The sequence below is a fragment of the Actinophytocola sediminis genome (assembly GCF_054779715.1).
Genome location: NZ_BAAGXS010000043.1, coordinates 77,421 through 95,706, shown reverse-complemented (window position 1 = coordinate 95,706; position 18,286 = coordinate 77,421). Strand labels below are relative to the sequence as shown.

General features: G+C 72.3%; 21 protein-coding genes and 1 riboswitch. Of the genes, 11 read left to right on the top strand and 10 right to left on the bottom strand.

Annotation, left to right across the window (positions count from 1 at the left end; genetic code table 11):
• Positions 1 to 18: 18 nt before the first annotated feature.
• The 3 genes from ACYVIP_RS26140 to ACYVIP_RS26130 are packed head-to-tail and all read left to right on the top strand — an operon-like array spanning position 19 to position 3,007.
• Positions 19 to 858, top strand: coding sequence for a sulfite reductase subunit beta (locus ACYVIP_RS26140; protein WP_460400887.1), 840 nt, complete (start codon positions 19 to 21; stop codon positions 856 to 858).
• Positions 855 to 1,523 (top strand): precorrin-8X methylmutase, encoded by a 669-nt coding sequence (locus ACYVIP_RS26135; protein WP_460400885.1) that lies wholly within the window; start codon positions 855 to 857, stop codon positions 1,521 to 1,523. Before ACYVIP_RS26140 ends, ACYVIP_RS26135 begins: the two co-directional genes overlap by 4 nt.
• Complete coding sequence (locus tag ACYVIP_RS26130; RefSeq protein ID WP_460400883.1) at positions 1,520 to 3,007, top strand: precorrin-2 C(20)-methyltransferase; 1,488 nt, start codon at positions 1,520 to 1,522, stop codon at positions 3,005 to 3,007. The genes ACYVIP_RS26135 and ACYVIP_RS26130 overlap by 4 nt, the downstream gene beginning before the upstream one ends.
• Here ACYVIP_RS26130 and ACYVIP_RS26125 read toward each other — a convergent pair.
• Both ACYVIP_RS26125 and cbiE read right to left on the bottom strand, forming a co-directional pair.
• Positions 2,992 to 3,750 carry a cobalt-precorrin-4/precorrin-4 C(11)-methyltransferase gene (locus ACYVIP_RS26125; RefSeq protein ID WP_460400909.1) on the bottom strand — a complete coding sequence of 253 codons (759 nt, stop codon included), beginning with the start codon at positions 3,748 to 3,750 and terminating at the stop codon, positions 2,992 to 2,994. The genes ACYVIP_RS26130 and ACYVIP_RS26125 overlap by 16 nt on opposite strands.
• Positions 3,747 to 4,928 (bottom strand): precorrin-6y C5,15-methyltransferase (decarboxylating) subunit CbiE, encoded by a 1,182-nt coding sequence (gene cbiE / locus ACYVIP_RS26120; RefSeq protein WP_460400881.1) that lies wholly within the window; start codon positions 4,926 to 4,928, stop codon positions 3,747 to 3,749. The genes ACYVIP_RS26125 and cbiE overlap by 4 nt, the downstream gene beginning before the upstream one ends.
• 52 nt (positions 4,929 to 4,980) lie before the next feature.
• Positions 4,981 to 5,129: riboswitch (cobalamin riboswitch) on the top strand.
• 50 nt (positions 5,130 to 5,179) lie between these two features.
• Between cbiE and ACYVIP_RS26115 the strand changes: the two genes are divergently transcribed.
• The 5 genes from ACYVIP_RS26115 (at position 5,180) to ACYVIP_RS26095 (ending at position 10,270) form a co-directional block, all read left to right on the top strand.
• A complete protein-coding gene (locus tag ACYVIP_RS26115; RefSeq protein WP_460400879.1) occupies positions 5,180 to 7,111 on the top strand; it encodes a VWA domain-containing protein in 1,932 nt (643 codons plus the stop codon).
• Complete coding sequence (gene cobO, locus ACYVIP_RS26110) at positions 7,111 to 7,725, top strand: cob(I)yrinic acid a,c-diamide adenosyltransferase (RefSeq protein ID WP_460400877.1); 615 nt, start codon at positions 7,111 to 7,113, stop codon at positions 7,723 to 7,725. The genes ACYVIP_RS26115 and cobO overlap by 1 nt, the downstream gene beginning before the upstream one ends.
• The gene (locus ACYVIP_RS26105) at positions 7,722 to 9,071 is read left to right on the top strand and encodes a cobyrinate a,c-diamide synthase (protein ID WP_460400875.1); all 1,350 of its coding nucleotides are present in this window, start codon (positions 7,722 to 7,724) and stop codon (positions 9,069 to 9,071) included. Before cobO ends, ACYVIP_RS26105 begins: the two co-directional genes overlap by 4 nt.
• A 208-nt stretch (positions 9,072 to 9,279) precedes the next feature.
• Positions 9,280 to 9,492 (top strand): CbtB domain-containing protein, encoded by a 213-nt coding sequence (locus ACYVIP_RS26100; protein ID WP_460400873.1) that lies wholly within the window; start codon positions 9,280 to 9,282, stop codon positions 9,490 to 9,492.
• Between the two features lie 16 nt (positions 9,493 to 9,508).
• Complete coding sequence (locus tag ACYVIP_RS26095) at positions 9,509 to 10,270, top strand: CbtA family protein (RefSeq protein ID WP_460400871.1); 762 nt, start codon at positions 9,509 to 9,511, stop codon at positions 10,268 to 10,270.
• Between the two features lie 9 nt (positions 10,271 to 10,279).
• Here ACYVIP_RS26095 and ACYVIP_RS26090 read toward each other — a convergent pair whose 3' ends face one another.
• Positions 10,280 to 11,020: a cobalt-precorrin-6A reductase gene (locus ACYVIP_RS26090; protein ID WP_460400869.1), complete on the bottom strand. Its 741-nt coding sequence runs from the start codon at positions 11,018 to 11,020 to the stop codon at positions 10,280 to 10,282.
• Between the two features lie 164 nt (positions 11,021 to 11,184).
• Here ACYVIP_RS26090 and ACYVIP_RS26085 point away from each other — a divergent pair, with 164 nt between their 5' ends.
• Together ACYVIP_RS26085 and ACYVIP_RS26080 are read left to right on the top strand one after the other, a co-directional pair.
• Positions 11,185 to 11,715 carry an EF-hand domain-containing protein gene (locus ACYVIP_RS26085; protein ID WP_460400867.1) on the top strand — a complete coding sequence of 177 codons (531 nt, stop codon included), beginning with the start codon at positions 11,185 to 11,187 and terminating at the stop codon, positions 11,713 to 11,715.
• Positions 11,712 to 12,590, top strand: coding sequence for an SAM-dependent methyltransferase (locus tag ACYVIP_RS26080; RefSeq protein WP_460400865.1), 879 nt, complete (start codon positions 11,712 to 11,714; stop codon positions 12,588 to 12,590). The genes ACYVIP_RS26085 and ACYVIP_RS26080 overlap by 4 nt, the downstream gene beginning before the upstream one ends.
• A gap of 9 nt (positions 12,591 to 12,599) precedes the next feature.
• Here ACYVIP_RS26080 and ACYVIP_RS26075 read toward each other — a convergent pair whose 3' ends face one another.
• The 5 genes from ACYVIP_RS26075 to ACYVIP_RS26055 all read right to left on the bottom strand — a co-directional run bounded on the left by ACYVIP_RS26075 (position 12,600) and on the right by ACYVIP_RS26055 (position 16,548).
• The gene (locus tag ACYVIP_RS26075; protein ID WP_460400863.1) at positions 12,600 to 13,460 is read right to left on the bottom strand and encodes a spermidine synthase; all 861 of its coding nucleotides are present in this window, start codon (positions 13,458 to 13,460) and stop codon (positions 12,600 to 12,602) included.
• 21 nt (positions 13,461 to 13,481) lie between these two features.
• Complete coding sequence (locus ACYVIP_RS26070) at positions 13,482 to 13,778, bottom strand: MmyB family transcriptional regulator (RefSeq protein WP_460400861.1); 297 nt, start codon at positions 13,776 to 13,778, stop codon at positions 13,482 to 13,484.
• Positions 13,775 to 14,848 (bottom strand): glycosyltransferase family 2 protein, encoded by a 1,074-nt coding sequence (locus ACYVIP_RS26065; protein WP_460400859.1) that lies wholly within the window; start codon positions 14,846 to 14,848, stop codon positions 13,775 to 13,777. The genes ACYVIP_RS26070 and ACYVIP_RS26065 overlap by 4 nt, the downstream gene beginning before the upstream one ends.
• Positions 14,849 to 14,935: 87 nt before the next feature.
• Positions 14,936 to 15,466: a chloramphenicol phosphotransferase CPT gene (gene cpt, locus ACYVIP_RS26060; RefSeq protein WP_460400857.1), complete on the bottom strand. Its 531-nt coding sequence runs from the start codon at positions 15,464 to 15,466 to the stop codon at positions 14,936 to 14,938.
• On the bottom strand, positions 15,463 to 16,548 hold the full coding sequence (locus ACYVIP_RS26055) for an NB-ARC domain-containing protein (protein WP_460400855.1): 1,086 nt from the start codon (positions 16,546 to 16,548) through the stop codon (positions 15,463 to 15,465). The genes cpt and ACYVIP_RS26055 overlap by 4 nt, the downstream gene beginning before the upstream one ends.
• A 246-nt stretch (positions 16,549 to 16,794) precedes the next feature.
• Between ACYVIP_RS26055 and ACYVIP_RS26050 the strand changes: the two genes are divergently transcribed.
• Positions 16,795 to 17,292 (top strand): hypothetical protein, encoded by a 498-nt coding sequence (locus ACYVIP_RS26050; protein ID WP_460400853.1) that lies wholly within the window; start codon positions 16,795 to 16,797, stop codon positions 17,290 to 17,292.
• Positions 17,293 to 17,343: 51 nt separating this feature from the next.
• Here the strand turns inward: ACYVIP_RS26050 and ACYVIP_RS26045 are convergent, their stop codons facing one another.
• Positions 17,344 to 17,628, bottom strand: coding sequence for a hypothetical protein (locus ACYVIP_RS26045; protein ID WP_460400851.1), 285 nt, complete (start codon positions 17,626 to 17,628; stop codon positions 17,344 to 17,346).
• Positions 17,625 to 18,164, bottom strand: coding sequence for a hypothetical protein (locus ACYVIP_RS26040; RefSeq protein WP_460400849.1), 540 nt, complete (start codon positions 18,162 to 18,164; stop codon positions 17,625 to 17,627). Before ACYVIP_RS26040 ends, ACYVIP_RS26045 begins: the two co-directional genes overlap by 4 nt.
• Positions 18,165 to 18,286 lie beyond the last annotated feature (122 nt).

The following is an 18,286-nucleotide window of genomic DNA, read 5'->3' as shown; positions in this document are numbered from 1 at the left end:
AGGTGGCACGATGGGCCGGTGGCCGCCCGCACCTACGCCGACCGCTGCCCGGGAGTGTTCCGTCCCTGGGTGGCGCAGGACGGCGCGCTCGTCCGGCTGCGCGTGCCCGGCGGCCGGATCGGTCCGGACGCGCTGCTCCGGGTGGTCGAGGCCGCCGAGCGGCACGGCGACGGCACGGTGCTGCTCACCAAGCGGGCCAACCTCCAGCTGCGGGGCATCGCCGGCGGCGTCCCCGACAGCCTGGTCGACGCGATCGCCGCGGCCGGGCTGCTGCCCTCACGCACCCACGAGCTGGTCCGCAACATCCTCGTCTCGCCGCTCACCGGCCTGGTCGGCGGCCGGGTCGACCTGCGGCCGGTCGTGCGGGCGCTGGACGAGGCGCTGCTGGCCGACCCCGCGCTGGCCGTGCTCGGCGGCCGGTTCCTGTTCGTCCTCGACGACGGCCGGGGCGACCTGGCCGGGCGGGACCTCGACCTCGGGCTGGTCGCGGTGGACGCGACCAGGGTGCAGCTGCGGGCCGGCGCGGCGGGCTGGGGACCGGTCGTGCCGGTCGACCGGGCCGCGGCGGAACTGGTCGACCTCGCCCGCGCGTTCGCACGGTCGCGCGGCACGGGGCCGAGCGCCTGCTGGCACGTCGACGAACTGCCCGACCCGACGGTCGTGCTCGGTGCCCGCGCGGCCCGCGACCCGGCGACCGAGGTCGAGTCCGCGCCGCCAGCGCCCGGCCGGCACGGGCCGGTCGAGGTGCTGGCCGTGCCGGCCGGGCTGGTCCGCCGCCCGCTGGCCGAACAGCTGACCGGTGCCGCCGGCCTGGTCGTCACCCCCTGGCGCAGCATCGTGGTGGAGGAGTCCGTATGACCGCTGGGTTCACCGCGCCGACGCCGCGCTACGACTACGTCCGGGACGGCGCGGCGATCTACGCCGAGTCCTTCGCCACCATCCGCGCCGAGACCGACCTGGCCCACCTGCCGGCCGACGCGGAGAAGGTCGCGGTGCGGATGGTGCACGCCACCGGCCAGACCGACCTGCCGGCCGCACTGGTGATCCACCCCGCGCTGGTCTCCTCGGCCCGCGCCGCGCTGCTGGCGGGCGCGCCGATCCTCACCGACGCGCACATGGTGGCCTCCGGGGTCACCCGCGCCCGGCTGCCACGCGCCAACGACGTCCGCTGCCTGCTGCGCGACGAGCGGGTGCCGGAGCTGGCCCGGGTGCTCGGCACGACCCGCAGCGCCGCCGCGGTGTCGCTGTGGGGCGAGTTGCTCGCCGGCTCGGTCGTCGCGATCGGCAACGCGCCGACCGCGCTGTTCCACCTGCTGGAGTTACTGGCCGACGGCGCCGCCCCACCGGCCGCGATCGTCGGCGTGCCGGTCGGTTTCGTCGGCGCGGCCGAGTCCAAACAGGCACTCGCGTCGTTCGCGGCCGACCACGGGATCGACGTGCCGTTCCTGACCGTCCACGGCCGGCGCGGCGGCTCGGCGCTGGCCGCCGCCGCGCTCAACGCACTCGCCAGGGAGCGGGAGTGACCGGGCGGCTCTACGGCGTCGGGCTCGGTCCCGGCGACCCCGAACTGGTCACCGTCAAGGCCGCCAGGATCATCGAGCACGCCGAGGTCATCGCCTACCACCAGGGGCCGAGGAAGCGCTCCAACGCGCGCCGCATCGCCGACCCCTACGTCCGCGCCGGGGTGATCGAGGAGCTGCTGGAGTACCCGGTCACCACGGGCATCACCGACCACCCCGGCGGCTACGCCGGTGCCATGGCCGACTTCTACGAGCACTGCGCCAAGCGCCTGGCCGCCCATCTGAGCGCGGGGCGGGACGTGGTCGTGCTGGCCGAGGGCGATCCGCTGTTCTACGGCTCGTACATGTACGTGCACGACCGGCTCAGCGAGCACTTCGAGACCGAGGTGGTGCCGGGCGTGCCCGCGTTCACGGCCGCGACCGCCGTGCTGGGCACCCCGCTGGCCAGGCAGACCGACGTGCTCACCGTGCTGCCGGGGACGTTGCCCCGACCCGAGTTGGCCCGCAGGCTGGCCGACACCGACGCGGCGATCATCATGAAGCTGGGCAGGACCTTCCCCGAGGTGCGGGCCGCGCTGGTGGAGGCCGACCGGCTCGACGACGCCTGGTACGTCGAACGCGCGTCGATGGCCGAGGAACGGTGGCTGCCGGTCGCCGAGGTCTCGCCGGCCGACGTGCCGTACTTCTCGTTGATCGTGGTGCCCGGCGACACGCACACCGCCGAGGCTCCATCGCCGGCACCCGTGCCGGCCGGCGCCGAGCTGGTGGTCGTCGGCCTCGGCCCCGGTGCCGACGAGTGGCTCACCCCGGAGGCCGCGGCGGTGCTCGCCGAGGTGGACCACGTCGTCGGCTACGCCCCCTATGTCGACCGGGTGCCGCAGCGGGCGGGGCTGCGTCGGCACGCCTCGGGCAACACCGTGGAGCTGGACCGGGCCAGGTTCGCGCTCGACCTGGCCGTTGGTGGGGCGCGGGTGGCCGTGGTGTCCGGTGGGGACGCCGGGGTGTTCGGCATGGCGTCGGCGGTGTTCGAGGCGGCCGAGGATCCGGCCTACGCGGCGGTGCACGTCCGCGTCGTGCCCGGGGTCAGCGCGGTGCAGGCCGCGGCGGCGCGGGCGGGGGCGCCGATCGGCGCGGACTTCGCCGTGCTGAGCCTGTCCGACCGGCTCAAGCCGTGGTCGGTGATCGAACGCCGCATCCGGGCGGTGGCCGAGGCCGACCTGGTGCTGGCGGTGTACAACCCGCGTTCCCGCGCGCGGCCGACGCAGGTCGGTGAGCTGCGCGAGATCCTGTTGGCCCACCGCGATCCGGGCACCGTGGTCGTGGTCGCGCGGGACGTCGGCCGGGCGGGCGAGTCGCTGACGATGACCACGCTCGCCGAGCTGGACCCGGAGTCGGTCGACATGCGGTGTCTGCTGATCATCGGCGCGAGCAGCACGCGGGTCAGCGCGGCCGGCCGGGCGTGGACTCCGCGCTATGTCCGGGACTGACGTTCCCTCGCCGGGTCGTAGAGGTAGGACTCGGCGCCCGCCACGCCGGTGCCGAGCGCGGGGCCGACCATGATCACCGCGGCCTGCCGGAGCGCGGCGGCCTCGACCTGGTCGGCGATGTCGGCGAGGGTGCCGCGCAGTACCAGCTCGGCCGGCTGGGAGACGTTGGCGACCACCACGGCCGGGCAGTCCGGCCCGTAGTGGGCCACCAGTTCCTCGGCCAGGATCCGGGTGCGGGTGATCGCCAGGTGCAGCACCATGGTCGCGCCGGTGGCGGCGAACGCGGCCAGGGTCTCGCCCGAGGGCATCGCGGTCGACCTGGCGCGGGTCCTGGTGAGCACGACCGACTGGGCCACCGCCGGCACGGTCAGCTCGTGTCCGATCCGCGCCGCCGCGGCGGCGTAGGCCGGCACGCCCGGGGTCACGTCCCACGGCACGCCGGCCGCGTCGAGCCGCCGGGTCTGCTCGTAGAGCGCCGAGTACACCGACGGGTCGCCGGAGCACAGGCGCACCACGCGCAGTCCCGCCCGCTGGGAGGTGACCAGGTCGGCCACGATCTGGTCGAGATCGAGGTGCTGGGTGTCGACCAGCCGGGCGTCGGCGCGGCAGTGCCCGAGCACCGCGCGGTCGAGGTAGGTGCCCGGGTAGAGGCAGACATCGGCCGCCCGCAACAACTCCACCGCCCGCAGCGTCAACAGATCCGCGGCTCCCGGCCCGGCGCCGACGAAACGCACCAGGGTCATGGTTTGGTCGCCGTCCACTGGGTCACCGTACGGGCTGGTGTCCAGCCGGTGAGTCCGCCGAGGGGTGCGGCGTGCTCGACCGCGATCCGGGTCAGCTCCCCGCCGCGCTCGCCGTACGCGCGAGCGAGCACCGCCTCGGTCTCCACCGTGACCCCGTGCACGACCAGCCGCCCGCCCGGCGGCAGCGCCGACCAACAGGCGTCCAGCACACCCGGGATCGTCGCGCCGCCGCCGACGAACACCGCGTCCGGAGTGGACAGTCCGGCCAGCGCATCCGGCGCCGCACCGGTGACCACCGCGAGGCCCGGCACCCCGAGCCGGCCGGCGTTGCGCGCGATCCGTTCGGCGCGCACGGCGTCCCGTTCCACCGCCACGGCCCGGCAGGTGGCGTGCGCGCGCAGCCATTCGATCGCGACCGACCCCGCGCCGGCACCGACGTCCCACAGCAGCTGTCCCGGCTGGGGCGCGAGCCTGGCCAACGCGACCGCCCGCAGGTCCCGCTTGGTGAGCTGACCGTCGTGCTCGAACGCGTCGTCCGGCAGGCCCGCGAGCAGCCCATGTGCCGGCCCACCGACGCACTCGATCGCCAGCACGTGCAGCGCGGGCGCGTCCCCGGTCCAGTCGGCCGCGTCGACCTGGCGCACCGACTCGTCGTCCCCGCCGAGGTCGGCCAGCACGGTCAGCCCGCTCGCCCCGAAACCGCGCTCGGTCAGCGCCCGCGCGACCAGCGCGGGGGTGTGCTTGTCCTGGGACAGCACGAGAATCCGTCGCCCCGGCGCGAGGTGGCGCACCACCGTGCCCGGCTCACGGACGACCTCGACCGTCTCGGCCGGCCAGCCGAGCCGGGCGCGGGCGAGCGCCACCGAGGACACCGCCGGCACCACGACCACCGACTCCAGGCCGAGCAGGTTCAGCAGCGTCGTCCCGATGCCCGCGACCAACGGGTCACCCGACGCGAGCGCCACCACCGGCCCGTCCCCGGTCAACTCGGCGAGCAGTCCGGGCAGCCGCTCGCGCAGCGGCGAGGGCCACGCCACGCGCCGCTGACCGGCGATGTCGGGCAGCAGCCCGAGCTGGCGCGGCGCGCCGAGCACCACCCCGGCCGCCCGCACCAACTCCCTTGCCGGCTCCGCCAGCGCCCGCCAGCCGTCCGCGCCGATGCCAACCACGTGCACCATCACGGCAGGTCACAGTACGTCAGGCCCGTTGGTGGTGACCCAGGAGTTATGCTGCGATCACCAGGCCCGAGGTGCCCGCGCCGCGCTGACCGCGCGGCCGGGAGAATCGGGAAGCCGGTGAGAATCCGGCACAGGGCCCGCTGCGGTGACCCGGACGTCGATCCGGGAAGTCCGAAGACCGGCCTCGGCGCCTGCCGACGGGCGTGATCCCGCGCCCGTCCACCGGTTGGCACTGAGCGCGGGAGCCCCGAATGCCACAGCAGTACCCCTTGTCGGCCGTCGTCGGCGCCGACGACCTCGTCCTCGCCCTCCTGCTCGCCGCGGTCGCCCCCGAGGTCGGTGGGGTGCTCGTGCGCGGCGAGAAGGGCACCGCGAAGACCACCGCCGTCCGCGCGCTGGCCGCGGTCCTGCCGCCGGTCGACGTGATCGCCGACGACCGGTTCGCCACCGATCCGCTTGACCCGACGCCGCTGTCGCCCGACGGTCCGTTCCCAGCCGACGCCAGGGTGGAGACCCGGCCGGTGCGGCTGGTCGAGCTGCCCGTCGGCGCGACCGAGGACCGGGTGCTCGGCTCGCTGCACCTGCAGCGCGCGCTGGCCGAGGGCGTCGCCGAGTACGAACCGGGCCTGCTGGCCCGCGCGCACCGCGGCATCCTGTACGTGGACGAGGTCAACCTGCTGCACGACCACCTGGTCGACGTGCTGCTTGACGCGGCGGCCACCGGCCGGGTCAGCATCGAGCGCGACGGCGTCTCGGTCGCGCACGCCGCGCGGTTCGTGCTGATCGGCACGATGAACCCCGAGGAGGGCGAGCTGCGGCCGCAGCTGTTGGACCGCTTCGGCCTCACCGTCGAGGTGGCCGCCTCCCGCGATCCCCGAGTACGCGCCAGGGTGGTGCGCTCGCGCCTGCGGTACGACGCGGACCCCGACGGCTTCGTCGCCGGGTTCGCGGCCGAGGAAACCCTGACCCGGGAACGGATCGTGGCCGCCCGCGCGCTGCTGCCGACCGTCGAGCTGACCGAGGCGACCCTGCTGCGCATCGCCGAGGTCTGCGCCGCGTTCGAGGTCGACGGGATGCGCGCGGACATCGTCATGGCCAGAACCGCCGCCGCGCACGCCGCGCTGGCCGGCCGCACCACGATCACCGCCGAGGACCTCAAGGTCGCCGCCCGGCTCGCGCTGCCCCATCGGCGCCGGCGCAACCCGTTCGACGCGCCAGGACTCGACGAGGACCAGCTCGACCAGCTGCTCGACGAACCAGCGCCCGAGCCGGAACCCGACCCGCCGGCCGGCGGCGACGATCCTGGCGACCGGGACATCCCGCCACCGACCGATGCCGATGGCCCGGCCGGCAACGGGCAGTCCGCGCCGTCGACCACCGCCCCGGTCGGCGAGCCCTACCGGGCCCGGCTGTTCACCGTCCCCGGTGTCGGCGGCGACGAGGCCGGCCGGCGGTCCACCGCCCGTACCGACACCGGCGGCCGGGTCGGCGCGCAACGCCCCGCCGGCCCCACCGGCACCCTGCACCTGCTGGAGACCCTGCGCGCGGCGGCCCGCCACCAACACCGGCGCGGCCGGCGCACCGGCCGGCTGCTGCTGGCCGCCGAGGACCTGCGCGTGCCGATCAAGGAGGGGCGCGAGTCCAACCAGGTGCTGTTCTGCGTCGACGCGTCCGGCTCGATGGCGGCCAGCCGCCGGATGCGCGAGGTCAAGACCGCCATCCTGTCCTTGCTCACCGACGCCTACCAGCGCCGGGACAAGGTCGGCCTGGTCACCTTCCGCGGCGGCGGCGCCGAGCTCGTGCTGCCGCCGACCGGGTCGGTCGAGGTGGCGGTCACCCGGCTGCGGGAGCTGGCCGCCGGCGGGCGCACCCCGCTGGCCGAGGCGCTCACCCGGGTCGCCGAGGTGGTCCGGGTCGAGGCGATCCGCGACCCGCGCCGCCGCCCGCTGCTCGTGCTGGTCACCGACGGCCGCGCCACCCACGGGCCGGACGCGCTCGGCCGCGCCCACCGGGCCGCGGCGGCGCTCGGCCGTACCGGGCTCTCGTCGGTGGTCGTGGACTGCGAGACCGGCCGGTTCCGGATGGGCCTGGCACGCAGGCTGGCCGAGCTGCTCGGCGCCGTGCACGTGCCGGTCGGTGAGGTCAACGCCGCCGCGCTGACCACCGCCGCGCGGGCCGCCTGATGGCACAGGGACAGCCGCCCGTCGTCCCCGAGGACGGGCTGACCACCAGGCAACGCCGCAACCGCCCGCTGCTGATCGTGCACACCGGTGACGGCAAGGGAAAGTCCACCGCCGCCTACGGGTTGGCGTTGCGCGGCTGGAACCAGGGCTGGGACATCGGCGTGTTCCAGTTCGTCAAGTCGGCGAAGTGGCGCATCGGCGAGCAGACCGTGCTGGAGCGGCTCGCCGTCCTGCACACCGAGACCGGCGAGGGCGGCCCGGTCGAGTGGCACAAGATGGGCGCCGGCTGGTCCTGGTCACGCAAGGAGGGCAGCGAGGAGGACCACGCCGCGGCGGCGGCCGAGGGCTGGGCCGAGGTCAAACGCCGCCTCGGCGAGGAACGTCACGACCTGTATGTCCTCGACGAGTTCACCTACCCCATCCAGTGGGGCTGGGTCGACCTGGCCGACGTGGTGGACACCCTGGCGGCCAGGTCCGGCCACCAGCACGTGGTGCTCACCGGCCGGCGGGCCGACCCACAGCTGGTCGAGCTCGCCGACCTGGTCACCGAGATGACCGTGGTCAAACATCCCTTCCAGACCGGACAGAAGGGCCAGCGGGGCATCGAGTGGTGAGCCGGCCACTGCCCAGGATCGTCGTGGCCGCACCGGCTTCCGGGCACGGCAAGACCACGGTCGCGACCGGCATCATGGCGGCGTTGCGCCGGCGCGGGCACGTCGTCAGTGGACACAAGGTCGGCCCCGACTACATCGACCCCGGCTACCACGAGTTGGCCACCGGCCGCCCCGGCCGCAACCTCGACCCGTTCCTGGTCGGCGAGCACCGGCTCGCACCGCTGCTGTCCCACGGCGCGGCCGGCGCGGACGTGGCGGTGATCGAGGGCGTGATGGGCCTGTACGACGGCAGGCTCGGCACCGGCGGCTTCGCCTCCACCGCACACGTCGCCGAGGTCACCGCGAGTCCGATCGTGCTCGTGGTGGACGTGTCCCACGCGGCCAGGTCGATCGCGGCCGTGGTGCACGGCATGCGGACCTTCGACCCGGCGGTGCGCATCGTCGGCGTGGTGCTGAACAAGGCGGGCTCGCCCCGGCACGCCGCCGAGGTGCTCGACGCGTTGGCCGGCACCGGGCTGCCCGTCCTCGGGGTGCTGCACCGGGATGACGGCGTCGTCGTGCCGTCCCGCCACCTGGGACTGGTGCCGGCGGCCGAGCGGCCGGACGCGGTCGCCGCGCTGGACCTGCTCGCCGACCGGACCGAGGCCAACCTCGACCTCGACGGACTGCTCACACTCGCGCGCGCCGCACCGAACGTGCCGGCGGCACCGTGGGACCCGGCCGCCGAGGTCACCCCGGTCGGCGATCGACGACCGCTGGTGGCCATGGCGGGCGGGCGCGCCTTCACGTTCCGGTACGCCGAGACCGAGGAACTGTTGCGCGCGGCGGGCTGCGCGGTCACCACGTTCGACCCGCTCACCGACGACCGGCTGCCCGCCGGCACCAGCGGCCTCTATCTCGGCGGCGGGTTCCCCGAGGTCCACGTCGGCGAGCTGTCCGGCAACACGAGGCTGCGCAAGGAACTGCGCGACGCGATCGGATCGGGCATGCCGACCGTGGCGGAGTGCGCCGGGCTGCTCTACCTGTGCCGCACCCTCGACGGCAGGCCGATGGTCGGCGCACTGGCGGCCGACGCCGCGATGACCCCACGACTCACCCTCGGCTACCGCGACGCGGTGGTGGCCGCCGACGGGCTCGCCGGCGCGGCCGGAACTCCCTTGCGTGGCCACGAGTTCCACCGCACGGCGGTCACTCGGGACGCCGGGGTCGACCCCGCGCTGTTCATCGAGGGCAGTCCACACGGGTTCGGCTCCGCCACGGTCACCGCGTCCTACCTCCACGTGCACTGGGCGGGCCATCCGGGCCTGGCCGAGCGGTTCGCCGCCGCCGTGCACGCGTTCGGCTGACCCCACGCGCCAACTGGAGGTACTGCCGCCACGTTGACCAGTGGTAACGTGAGTCGACCCTGGACAAGGAAGCCGGTGGGATTCCGGCACAGTCGCGCTACTGTGACACCAGTTCGGCCGTCGACCGACGGCCATGGCGGGTGGAGTCAGACCCGAGCCCAGGGATTGCCCAGCACACGGGACGCACATATCCCTGAGGAGGCACCACATGAGCCAGTCAGTTCCCGTCACGCCGGAAGTCCGGATCCCCACGATTCCACTCGGCCAGATCGCCCCGTGGGCGGTCCTGTTCGGTGTGCTCGCCTTGATCGCGCTGTTCTTCGTCAGCGCCGACCAGGGCGCGGTCAACGTCTTCGCCGGCAACGCGATCCACGAGTGGGTCCACGACGGCCGGCACCTGCTCGGCTTCCCCTGCCACTGAGCGGAACCGAGCACCCATGACCGCACGCAACTTTCTCATCCGTGGTCTCCTCGCCGGACTCGTCGCCGGCCTGATCACGTTCCTGGTCGCCAACGTCTTCGGCGAACCCTCCATCGACGCGGCGATCGCGATCGAGGAGGCGGGCGCCGAGGAACAACCCGCGCACACCCACGGCGAGGAGGAAGGCACCGAGGTCACCAGGACCACGCAGAAGACGTTCGGCCTTGGCACCGCGACCCTCGCGGTCGGGGTCGCCCTCGGTGGTCTGGTCGCGCTGGTGGCCGCCGCCATGGTCGGCCGGATCCGCAGGCTGACGCCGACACAGTCGACCGCGCTGGCCGCGCTGGTCGGGTTCGTGTCGGTGGCGCTGGTGCCGTTCCTGAAGTATCCGGCCGCTCCGCCCGCGGTCGGCAACGAGGACACCCTCGGCTCGCGCACCGGCCACTACTTCCTCTATCTGCTCATCTCGGTGGTCGCCGCCGCGCTCGCGGTCGCGCTCGGCCGTTACCTGAGCGAGCGGCTGCGGATCGTCGAGGCGGTCACGCTGGCCGTGGTCGCGTACCTGGTGGTCGTGGTCGGGGTCGGGTACCTGTTGCCGACGGTCAACGAGATCGGCGAGTTCCCCGGCCACACATTGTGGGAGTTCCGACGCGCGTCGCTCGTCACACTCACGACACTGTGGACAGTCATCGGCGTGGTGCTCACCGCGCTCATCGGCAGGCTGTACGAACGGGAGGTGCTGGCGGCCGAGCGGCGGGACCTCGCGGCCAGCCTCTGACCACAGTGGTCAGCCGCGAGCCAGCACCCAGTCGGCCGCGTCGGCGGGATCGCTGACCGTCGGCACGCCGCCGGGACTCTCCCGGCGGCGCACGACGACCACGGCCAGACCCAGCTCGTCGGCAACCTGGAGCTTGGGCCAGGTGTAGGCGCCGCCGGAGTCCTTGGTCACCAAGGAATCCGCGCGGTGCCCGGCCATCAGCGCGCGCTCCCCCGCGAGGTCGTAGGGTCCACGACTGGTCACCAGGGTCCACGGCTCGGGCAGTGCGAGCTCCGGCACGTCCACCACACGCACCAGCGCGGCATGGTCGGCCAACGGGTCGGCGAACGCCGCGAGCTCCTGTCGGCCGACGGTCAGGAACGGTCGCTTTCCCAGTAGCGCCACTGTTTCCGCCGCCTCCCGGTGTCCATTGACCCAGTGCCACCTGTCCGCGCCGGGAGCGTCCGTCCATCCCGGACGTTCCAGCCGGACCAGCGGCACCCCGGACTCGGCACACGCGGCGACCGCGTTGGCGGTCATGCCCGCCGCGAACGGATGCGTCGCGTCGACCACCGCGGTGACCGCGTGCTCGGCCAGATAGGTCGACAACCCGGCGACCCCACCGAAACCACCGATCCGCACCGGTCCGACCGGCAACCGTGGGCGCGCCACCCGCCCGGCCAACGACGACACGAAGTCCACGCCGGCACCGGCAAGCAACTCGGCGAGCGCCCTGGCCTCCGACGTACCACCGAGCACGAGAACTGTCATCGCTGATCTCCCACAGGCACACTCGGAGTAATTGTAGCCATAATGACAATTCACTCTTTTTGGTAGTAACTAGCCAGCTCGACCGCACCGCCCTCGCATTCTGACATAGTGACGCCGGCCACTGAAGTGGACCGGTTGTGGGTGACGAGAAAGGGTGATGATCTATGAGCATCGAGGCAGTCGATCGGGTCGGACTTATCTTCACGTTGTTCGACGCCAACGGCAGCGGCGAGATCGAGGCGAACGACTTCGAGCTCATGGCGGATCGGGTCGTCAAGGCCGCGCCGCGGTCCGACGACGCGGCCAAGGAGGCGATCGTCGCCGCGTTTCGTCGCTACTGGGCCACCTTGGCCGAGGAACTCGACAAGGACCGCAACGGGCGGATCAACCGCGAGGAATACCAGGCGATCGTGCTGTCGCCGGCGCGTTTCGAATCCACGATAGCCGAGTTCGCGCAGGCACTCGCCCACCTGGGCGACCCGGACGGCAACGGCCTTGTCGAGCGTCCGGTCTTCACCGCGCTCATGATCGCCATCGGGTTCGCGCGGACGAACATCGACGCCCTCTTCGACGCCTACGAGCCGAACGGCGACGACCAGGTCGCGGCATCGACCTGGGAGTCCGGTATCCGGGAGTTCTATCAACCGGACGCGGCCGACATCACCGGCGACCTGCTGGTGCCGAGCGCGGGATGACCGCACCCGTCGGAGGACGAGTCGTGCTCGGCGACGATGTCGGCCTGACGGCACTCATGGTCGCCGCCGCGCGCGCGATCGAGACCCACCGCCCGGACTCGCTGGCACAGGATGAGTACGCGGAACACTTCGTGCGCGCCGCATCGGCATGCGCGAGTTGGCCGTTACGCCCCCAAGAGGTCCCCGATGGCGCGCGGAACCCGTTGTGGGAAAGGCTGGGCCGCTACTTCGGTCTGCGCACCAGAGTGCTCGACGACGTGATACTCGCCGCGGGCGACCGTCAGGTCGTGCTGCTGGGCGCCGGCCTGGACACCAGGGCGTTCCGCCTCGACTGGCCGGCCGACTCCGTCGTCCACGAACTCGACCGGCCGAACGTGCTGACGTTCAAGCAGAAGGTGCTGGACGGTCTCGGCGCCCGCCCCCGCGTCGACCGCCACGCGATCGCGGCCGACCTCCGCGAGGACTGGGCGGGACTGCTGCCCGGCTTCCGACCGGACGTGCCGACGACCTGGCTGGCGGAGGGCCTGCTGATGTACCTGCCCAGCGACGCGGAACGCCGCCTGATCCAGACCGTGGCTCACCTCTCGGCGCCCGGCAGCACCCTGGCCTACGAGATCAAACTGATCCCCGAACCCCCCACGATGCGCGACAACCCGGTCTACACCACCGCCAGGGCCCAGATCGGCATCGACCTACTGGCCCTGTTCGACCCCGACCCCCGACCGGACTCGGCCGCCGCGCTCACCGCCCTCGGCTGGACCACCGACATCCGCACCCCCTTCGACTACGCCCACCTCCACGGCCGCGGCCCACTCCCCGAACCGCACGACGCACTGGCGACCAACCGCTGGGTGATCGCCAGAAAACCCCGGTGAGCAACCAGATCAGGCCGACATGCCGAAGACGCCCGTCGGCGGTGTCGGTGAGCGCGTCGCGGTCTGGTCGGTGGTCGGCGGGGCGTCGCCGACGAACCGGGCGAGCGCCGCACCCTGCTCGACACGGCCGGGGAACGAGTCGCCAGCGACCCGGCGCGTGAGTTCGGCCAGCGGCAGCTCCGCGCGGGAGGCGACCACGATGACGTTGCCGAAACGTCGTCCCCGCAACACCCTCGCCTCGGCCAGGACACAGACGTGCGGGAACACCGCCCGCGCGGTGGCGACCTGCGCCCTGGCGAACGCCAGTTCCCCACCGTCGGCGATGTTGGCCGCGTAGACCCCGCCGGGCCGCAGCGCGCGGGCCGCCAGCGACAGGTACTCCACCGAGGTCAGGTGGGCCGGGGTGCGCGCGCCGGTGAACACGTCCGAGACCACGAGGTCGAAGGCGCCCGCCCGCGCCTCGGCGAGCACGGCCCTGGCGTCCCCGTGCCGGATCTCGACCGGCCAGGCGTCGTCGAGCGGCAGCCAGGCACGCACCAGGTCGATCAGCGCCGCGTCGACCTCCACCACCCGCTGAGTGGACTCCGGCCGCGTGGCGGCGACGAAGCGGGGCAGGGTGAGCGCGCCGCCGCCAAGGTGCATGACCGCCACCGGAGCACCGGCGGGCGCGGCCAGATCGGCCACATGCGCCAGTCGCCGCACGTACTCGAACTCGAGCCGGGTGGGATCCTCCAGGTCCACGTGGGACTGCGGGGTGCCGTTGAGACACAGGGTCCACGCGCCCGGCACGTCCAGGTCCGGCACCAGCTCCGCGACACCCGAGTCGACCTCGCGCGTCACGGTGTCGTCGGATTCCCGGAGCTGTCCCACACCCGCCAATCTAGCCGCCGGCTACCGCGCGAGGTGGTGGGGACCGATGACGGACAGCAACCGCAGCTTCTCGTGGCTTTCGCTGCCGGGGACGGCGGTGTAGACGAGCAGGATGTGTGACTGGTCGGGGTCCAGCAGGGTCTGGCAGGTCAGCTCGAGGTGCCCGACCTCGCCGAGCAGCCCGTCTACTCGCGACTGCGCGACGAGGACGACGCCGCCCGCATCTGGCGGATCTCCGAGGACCTCACCAACGCCTCGTTCCCGGTCGTCGAGCCGGCGAAGTAGGGCACGCTCCACCGCGCCGAACACCGCTGTCACCCGGTTGGTTGTCGGGGTCTCCCCTGACTCCGTTGGTGGGCCAGGGTCACCTCGACCGCCGCGGGACCGAGCAGCGAACGGGCCCTCGCCGGGAAGAACCGGACGAAGTTGTCCAACACGACGCGGGCGGCGGTCAACGCCGGAACCGTGCCGATCACCCTCGCGATTCCCCGGAAGACCGCCGGTCCTGGCAGCCGAGGACAGATCTCCCCGGCCAGCGCGACGTATTTCGCGGCGTTGCGGTAGTTGCGTTTCCGGACGCACTCCAGCGCCGCCTCCCAGATCAGGAACATCATGGCGAAGTCCTTGATCGCACCGGACATCCGCCCATGCGTGCGCGCCAACTCGATCAGCTTCACCGCGGCGTGGTAATAGGCCTCGTAGTCGTACCGCAGCTTGTTGGTCAGGCGGTCGCCGGGATGGTCGCGGTAGAGGATGCCGACCATGGCCACGTCCCTGATGCGCGCCCCGTTGAAGATCTGCCGGCACAGGAGTTCGACGTCCTCGAGCAGAACCAGCGTCTCGTCGAAGGCGCCGTGCTCGCGCAGCAGCCGGCTGCGGTAAAGCGGCTGGGCGGTTGCCAACGATGGCATGCCGGTGCCCCGGAAGTGGTATTCGTACGCGTTCTTGGCCATGAGGTCCACGGTCCGCTGGAACTCCGCCGCCGGGAACTGCGACTCGTCGACGAAATCGTAGGCCGCCGGCTCGTGCAGGGCCGTGTAGACGATGTCGGTCTCCGGATGATCCCGGAAACATGCCATCGACCGCTCGATCTTCTCCGTGGTGATGATGTCGTCGGCGTCGAGAAACTGCACGTATTCGCCACCGGCCGACTCGAACCCCACGTTCCGCGCCGCGCCGGGCCCCGAGTTCGCGATGCCGACGACCGTGACAGCGTCCCCGAACTCCGCCTCGATCACCGCCCGGCTACCGTCGACCGACCCGTCGTCCACCACGATCACCTCGACGTTCGGATACGTCTGGCGCAGTGCGCTCCGCACGGCGTGCGGCACCCATGGCATGCCGTTGTAACAGGGAATGACGACGCTGACCAGTGGCACCCTGTCCATATTCCCTCCCCGACTCGACGTATCAGCCAGATTGGCACACGAACGAGCCCGCGGGCTGTCAGGAATTCCCCCCGCGCCGGCAATACCTCAGCTCACCAATGACGCGATGGCCCGAGCACACTGAATGGATTCGGTATGACTCGAGTCGACCTCGAGGTCATACTCGACACCCTTGTGCACGACGTCGGCCTGCGACTCCGCCATCCCGATCACCCGGTCGCCCCTGGCGATCTCCCGGCCAGCCGCGATGTCCGGCGCGCACCGCACCCCGACCCACAGCACCTCCAGACCTGCCAGATACGAACGAATGCGTTCCTGGGAACCGCCGCCGAGGAAGACCTCATCCAGGATCACGCGCGCGCCGGCCCTCGCCATCGCGGCGATGCCCACCAGCCAGCAATGCTCGAGCTTTCTGAACTCGTCGCCGACAACGACCTCGCCGTTCGGTCCGAATGCCAGTCCCGCCGCGCTGCCGACAAAGGACGGCGGCAGTCGCTCGATCAGGTCGTCCACCCCGAAGCTCATCCATGGCTGGGGAAGCAGGTGTTTGAGGCACCGCACAATCCCGGACTTCCCGGAACTCGAGCCGCCATTGAGTACGATGACCTGTGTCGTCACTTGATCGGTTCACCTTTCCGGCCGGAACGTTGGCAGGCGCCATTGTCCCAGGCCGGGTCAGCGGCAAGCGCCGCCAACGACATGCCGGGGTTCGTGGCCGCCGCGGCCGCGGCGGCCACCAGCGGGCCAGGCAGTCCGGCGGACCGCCGGACGATGTCGGCCACGGCGCGTGGCTCGGCCGACACCGCCTGCTGTCCGAGCCGTGCCGCGAGCAGCATCCGCGCGTCGGCCGGACCGAGTGGACCGAGCAGCAGCGAGTGCGCGTCGACCGCGGCGACCAACCCGGACGGGCGGTGGCGGCTGGTCACCACCACCAGGCTGCCCGGCGCGCCGGGCAGCAGCGGCAACACCTGCTCGGTGTCGTGGGCGTCGTCCAGCACCACCAGCACCCGTCGTTCGGCCAGCACGCTGCGGTAGCAGGCCGACAGCGCGGCCAGGCCGGTCGGCACGCTCCGGCCGGGGACCTCGAAGGCGAGCAGCAGCTCGCGGATCGTCTCGGCCGGGTCGGCCGGGCGCGTACCGGCGGACCCGAGGAGATCGGCGAACAGCTGCCCGTCGGGGAACCGGTCCCGGACCCGGTGGGCCCAGCCCACGGCCAACGCGGTCTTGCCGGCGCCGGCCGCCCCGTGGATCACGATCGTGGCGGCCGCCCGCCGCCGCCCGGCGGCCAGGCCGTCCAGCGCACGCAACTCGGCGGTCCGGCAGGACAGCCGAGGCACCGTGGGCGGCAGCTGGCGCGGCACCGGGATCCGGCTCGACCTGAACCGCCGCGCCTGGCTGAACGCGTACTCCAGCACGGTGTGGCGGGGCTGCCAGAACTCGGACACGCCGGTGGGCACCGACAGGTTGGCGCTGGAGCCGTGCGCGTCGGCGTACTCCCGGAAGCTCTCGACCAGCCCGCGGACCGTGGCCCACGCGGGCGGCCGACGAATGGCGCCATTCAGGATCGCGCCGACCTGGCTCTTACTCAGCTGTAATCGGCCGCCGAGGACTCGTAGGCTGGGGCCGCTGGCCTGCCGCCACATCAGGTTCAGGTCTCGGCACAGCTGCTCCAGCAGTTCGACCTCGGTACCTCGAATCATCGCGACCCCATGTGCCTCGCCACCACCACCGCTGGACCGGACCGACGCTGTCAAACCGGACTGGCCCTCGACTGGACGGGCACTGGACGCGCACTGTCCGGTGGTGTCCGGTCATCAGCGCGGCGCGCGGTCCTCAACTGCGCGAACGGGCGCGCTGTCCGGTGGTGTCCCGCGATCGGCCCGGTGTGGCCCGGCGACGGTCATCATTCTCGCCACCGAACCGAAAGCTCAGCTGGGAGGAACACCGTGCTCCAGTACGTTCGCAAACTCGCGGCGGCCATGACGATCGTGGTCAGCTGCGTCGCCGGCCTGACGCTCACCGCGGGTCAGGCCGGGGCGGCGCCGGCGCAACCGCAGAAGGTGACCTTCGGCATGACCCTGACGAAGGTCGACAAGTCCCACGCCACGAGCGCGTTGCCGGAGACCATCTACTGTGGTGGCTACGTCACCACGCCCTACCAGTCCGGCGGCGCGGTGCGGGTCGACATTCACGGCGAGTGCACCGCGCAGGTGGACAACATCTACCTGGTTCCGGCGATCTACTACAGCAACGGCGCCAACGTGGCCGAGCGGGCGGAGAACTTCCCCCTGACCGCGAGTGCGGACTTCTTCGCGGTCACCGGGTGTCTCGGCCTCAACCTCGACTACTTCGGCTTCGGCACGGCGGTGTTCACCAAGGCCGGCTATGCCAACTCGCCACTGTGGCTGTACGGCCAGACACCGGTCGCCTCGATCTTCTGCTGATTGTCCTTTTCGGACCTGTGGGGCAGGGCAACGAGCCCTGCCCCGCTTCGCTCAGATCCCTCGCCGGCCGGGGTGCCAGAAGCTGTTGTTCATGCGCTCGTTGTCGATCGAGCCCATCGCGGTGGACAGCGTGCCGTAGGAGTTCCCGAACGTGGCGCGTACGCCGGGCGCCTGGCTCGCGGCGTACAGGTTGCCGATGGCGCCGGAGAAGGCGATACCGGTGGCCATGCTGGGCGCCGCGCGGAACGCGACGCCGGCGCCGACCGCGGCGACACCGCTTCCCCAGAAGCGCGCCATGTCGGCGCCGTGCTGGTTGGTGTTGGTGGGGTCGGTCATGTCAGCTCCTCGGCTGGTTGGTCGGATGCGGACTTCTCGAAGGAGGCGACCATCTCAGCGGGGACGCCGATCCGCATGAGCCAGGAGGAGAACGAGTCGGCCTCGGTGAGGGTGGCGAGCCAGGGCGTCTCCTCGAGGCTGGGCACCTCTTCGCGCTGTGCCTCGCCGGCCGCGCCGTCGAGCGACGCGACGAGCTGCTCGTCGATCCCGATGCGGACCAGCCAGGCGGCGAACGAGTCGACCTCGGTCAGGGTGGCGAGCCACGGGGTGTCCGCGATCGGCGGGACCGACTCCTCGGCCGCGGTCTCGGTGTGCGCGGTCGGGCCGATGAGCAACGTCGTCAGCGTCTCGTACTTGGTTTCCGGGGTTTCGGACTCCCAGCCCGGCCCGAGGTGCTCGGCGAGTTCCTGTTGGCAGGGTTGCGCCCAGTCCGCTCCCCATCGCTGCCGCGCCCAGTCGATCCACTGTGGACCGTGTTGGTCGTCCAGCTGGGTAAGAACTTCCGGCTCCACGCCCGCTATGGGTTCGGTTGCCATCGTGCCTCCTGTCCTGCGCGGCGCCGCGCATGCCGCCAACGCTACGCGCGGACGGCACGCGCACTCGCGCACGAAGAGGCAGCCTTCGGTGCGGTATACGCACCCGACGACCGGTCCAGAGT

Excerpts from the sequence above, each read along its gene's own strand:
- ACYVIP_RS26135 (WP_460400885.1), top strand. The coding sequence starts at position 855 with ATGACCGCTGGGTTCACCGCGCCGACGCCGCGCTACGACTACGTCCGG.
- ACYVIP_RS26125 (WP_460400909.1), bottom strand. The coding sequence starts at position 3,750 with ATGACCCTGGTGCGTTTCGTCGGCGCCGGGCCGGGAGCCGCGGATCTG.
- cbiE (WP_460400881.1), bottom strand. The coding sequence starts at position 4,928 with ATGGTGCACGTGGTTGGCATCGGCGCGGACGGCTGGCGGGCGCTGGCG.
- ACYVIP_RS26115 (WP_460400879.1), top strand. The coding sequence starts at position 5,180 with ATGCCACAGCAGTACCCCTTGTCGGCCGTCGTCGGCGCCGACGACCTC.
- cobO (WP_460400877.1), top strand. The coding sequence starts at position 7,111 with ATGGCACAGGGACAGCCGCCCGTCGTCCCCGAGGACGGGCTGACCACC.
- ACYVIP_RS26100 (WP_460400873.1), top strand. The coding sequence starts at position 9,280 with ATGAGCCAGTCAGTTCCCGTCACGCCGGAAGTCCGGATCCCCACGATT.
- ACYVIP_RS26095 (WP_460400871.1), top strand. The coding sequence starts at position 9,509 with ATGACCGCACGCAACTTTCTCATCCGTGGTCTCCTCGCCGGACTCGTC.
- ACYVIP_RS26090 (WP_460400869.1), bottom strand. The coding sequence starts at position 11,020 with ATGACAGTTCTCGTGCTCGGTGGTACGTCGGAGGCCAGGGCGCTCGCC.
- ACYVIP_RS26085 (WP_460400867.1), top strand. The coding sequence starts at position 11,185 with ATGAGCATCGAGGCAGTCGATCGGGTCGGACTTATCTTCACGTTGTTC.
- ACYVIP_RS26080 (WP_460400865.1), top strand. The coding sequence starts at position 11,712 with ATGACCGCACCCGTCGGAGGACGAGTCGTGCTCGGCGACGATGTCGGC.
- ACYVIP_RS26065 (WP_460400859.1), bottom strand. The coding sequence starts at position 14,848 with ATGGACAGGGTGCCACTGGTCAGCGTCGTCATTCCCTGTTACAACGGC.
- ACYVIP_RS26055 (WP_460400855.1), bottom strand. The coding sequence starts at position 16,548 with ATGATTCGAGGTACCGAGGTCGAACTGCTGGAGCAGCTGTGCCGAGAC.
- ACYVIP_RS26045 (WP_460400851.1), bottom strand. The coding sequence starts at position 17,628 with ATGACCGACCCCACCAACACCAACCAGCACGGCGCCGACATGGCGCGC.
- ACYVIP_RS26040 (WP_460400849.1), bottom strand. The coding sequence starts at position 18,164 with ATGGCAACCGAACCCATAGCGGGCGTGGAGCCGGAAGTTCTTACCCAG.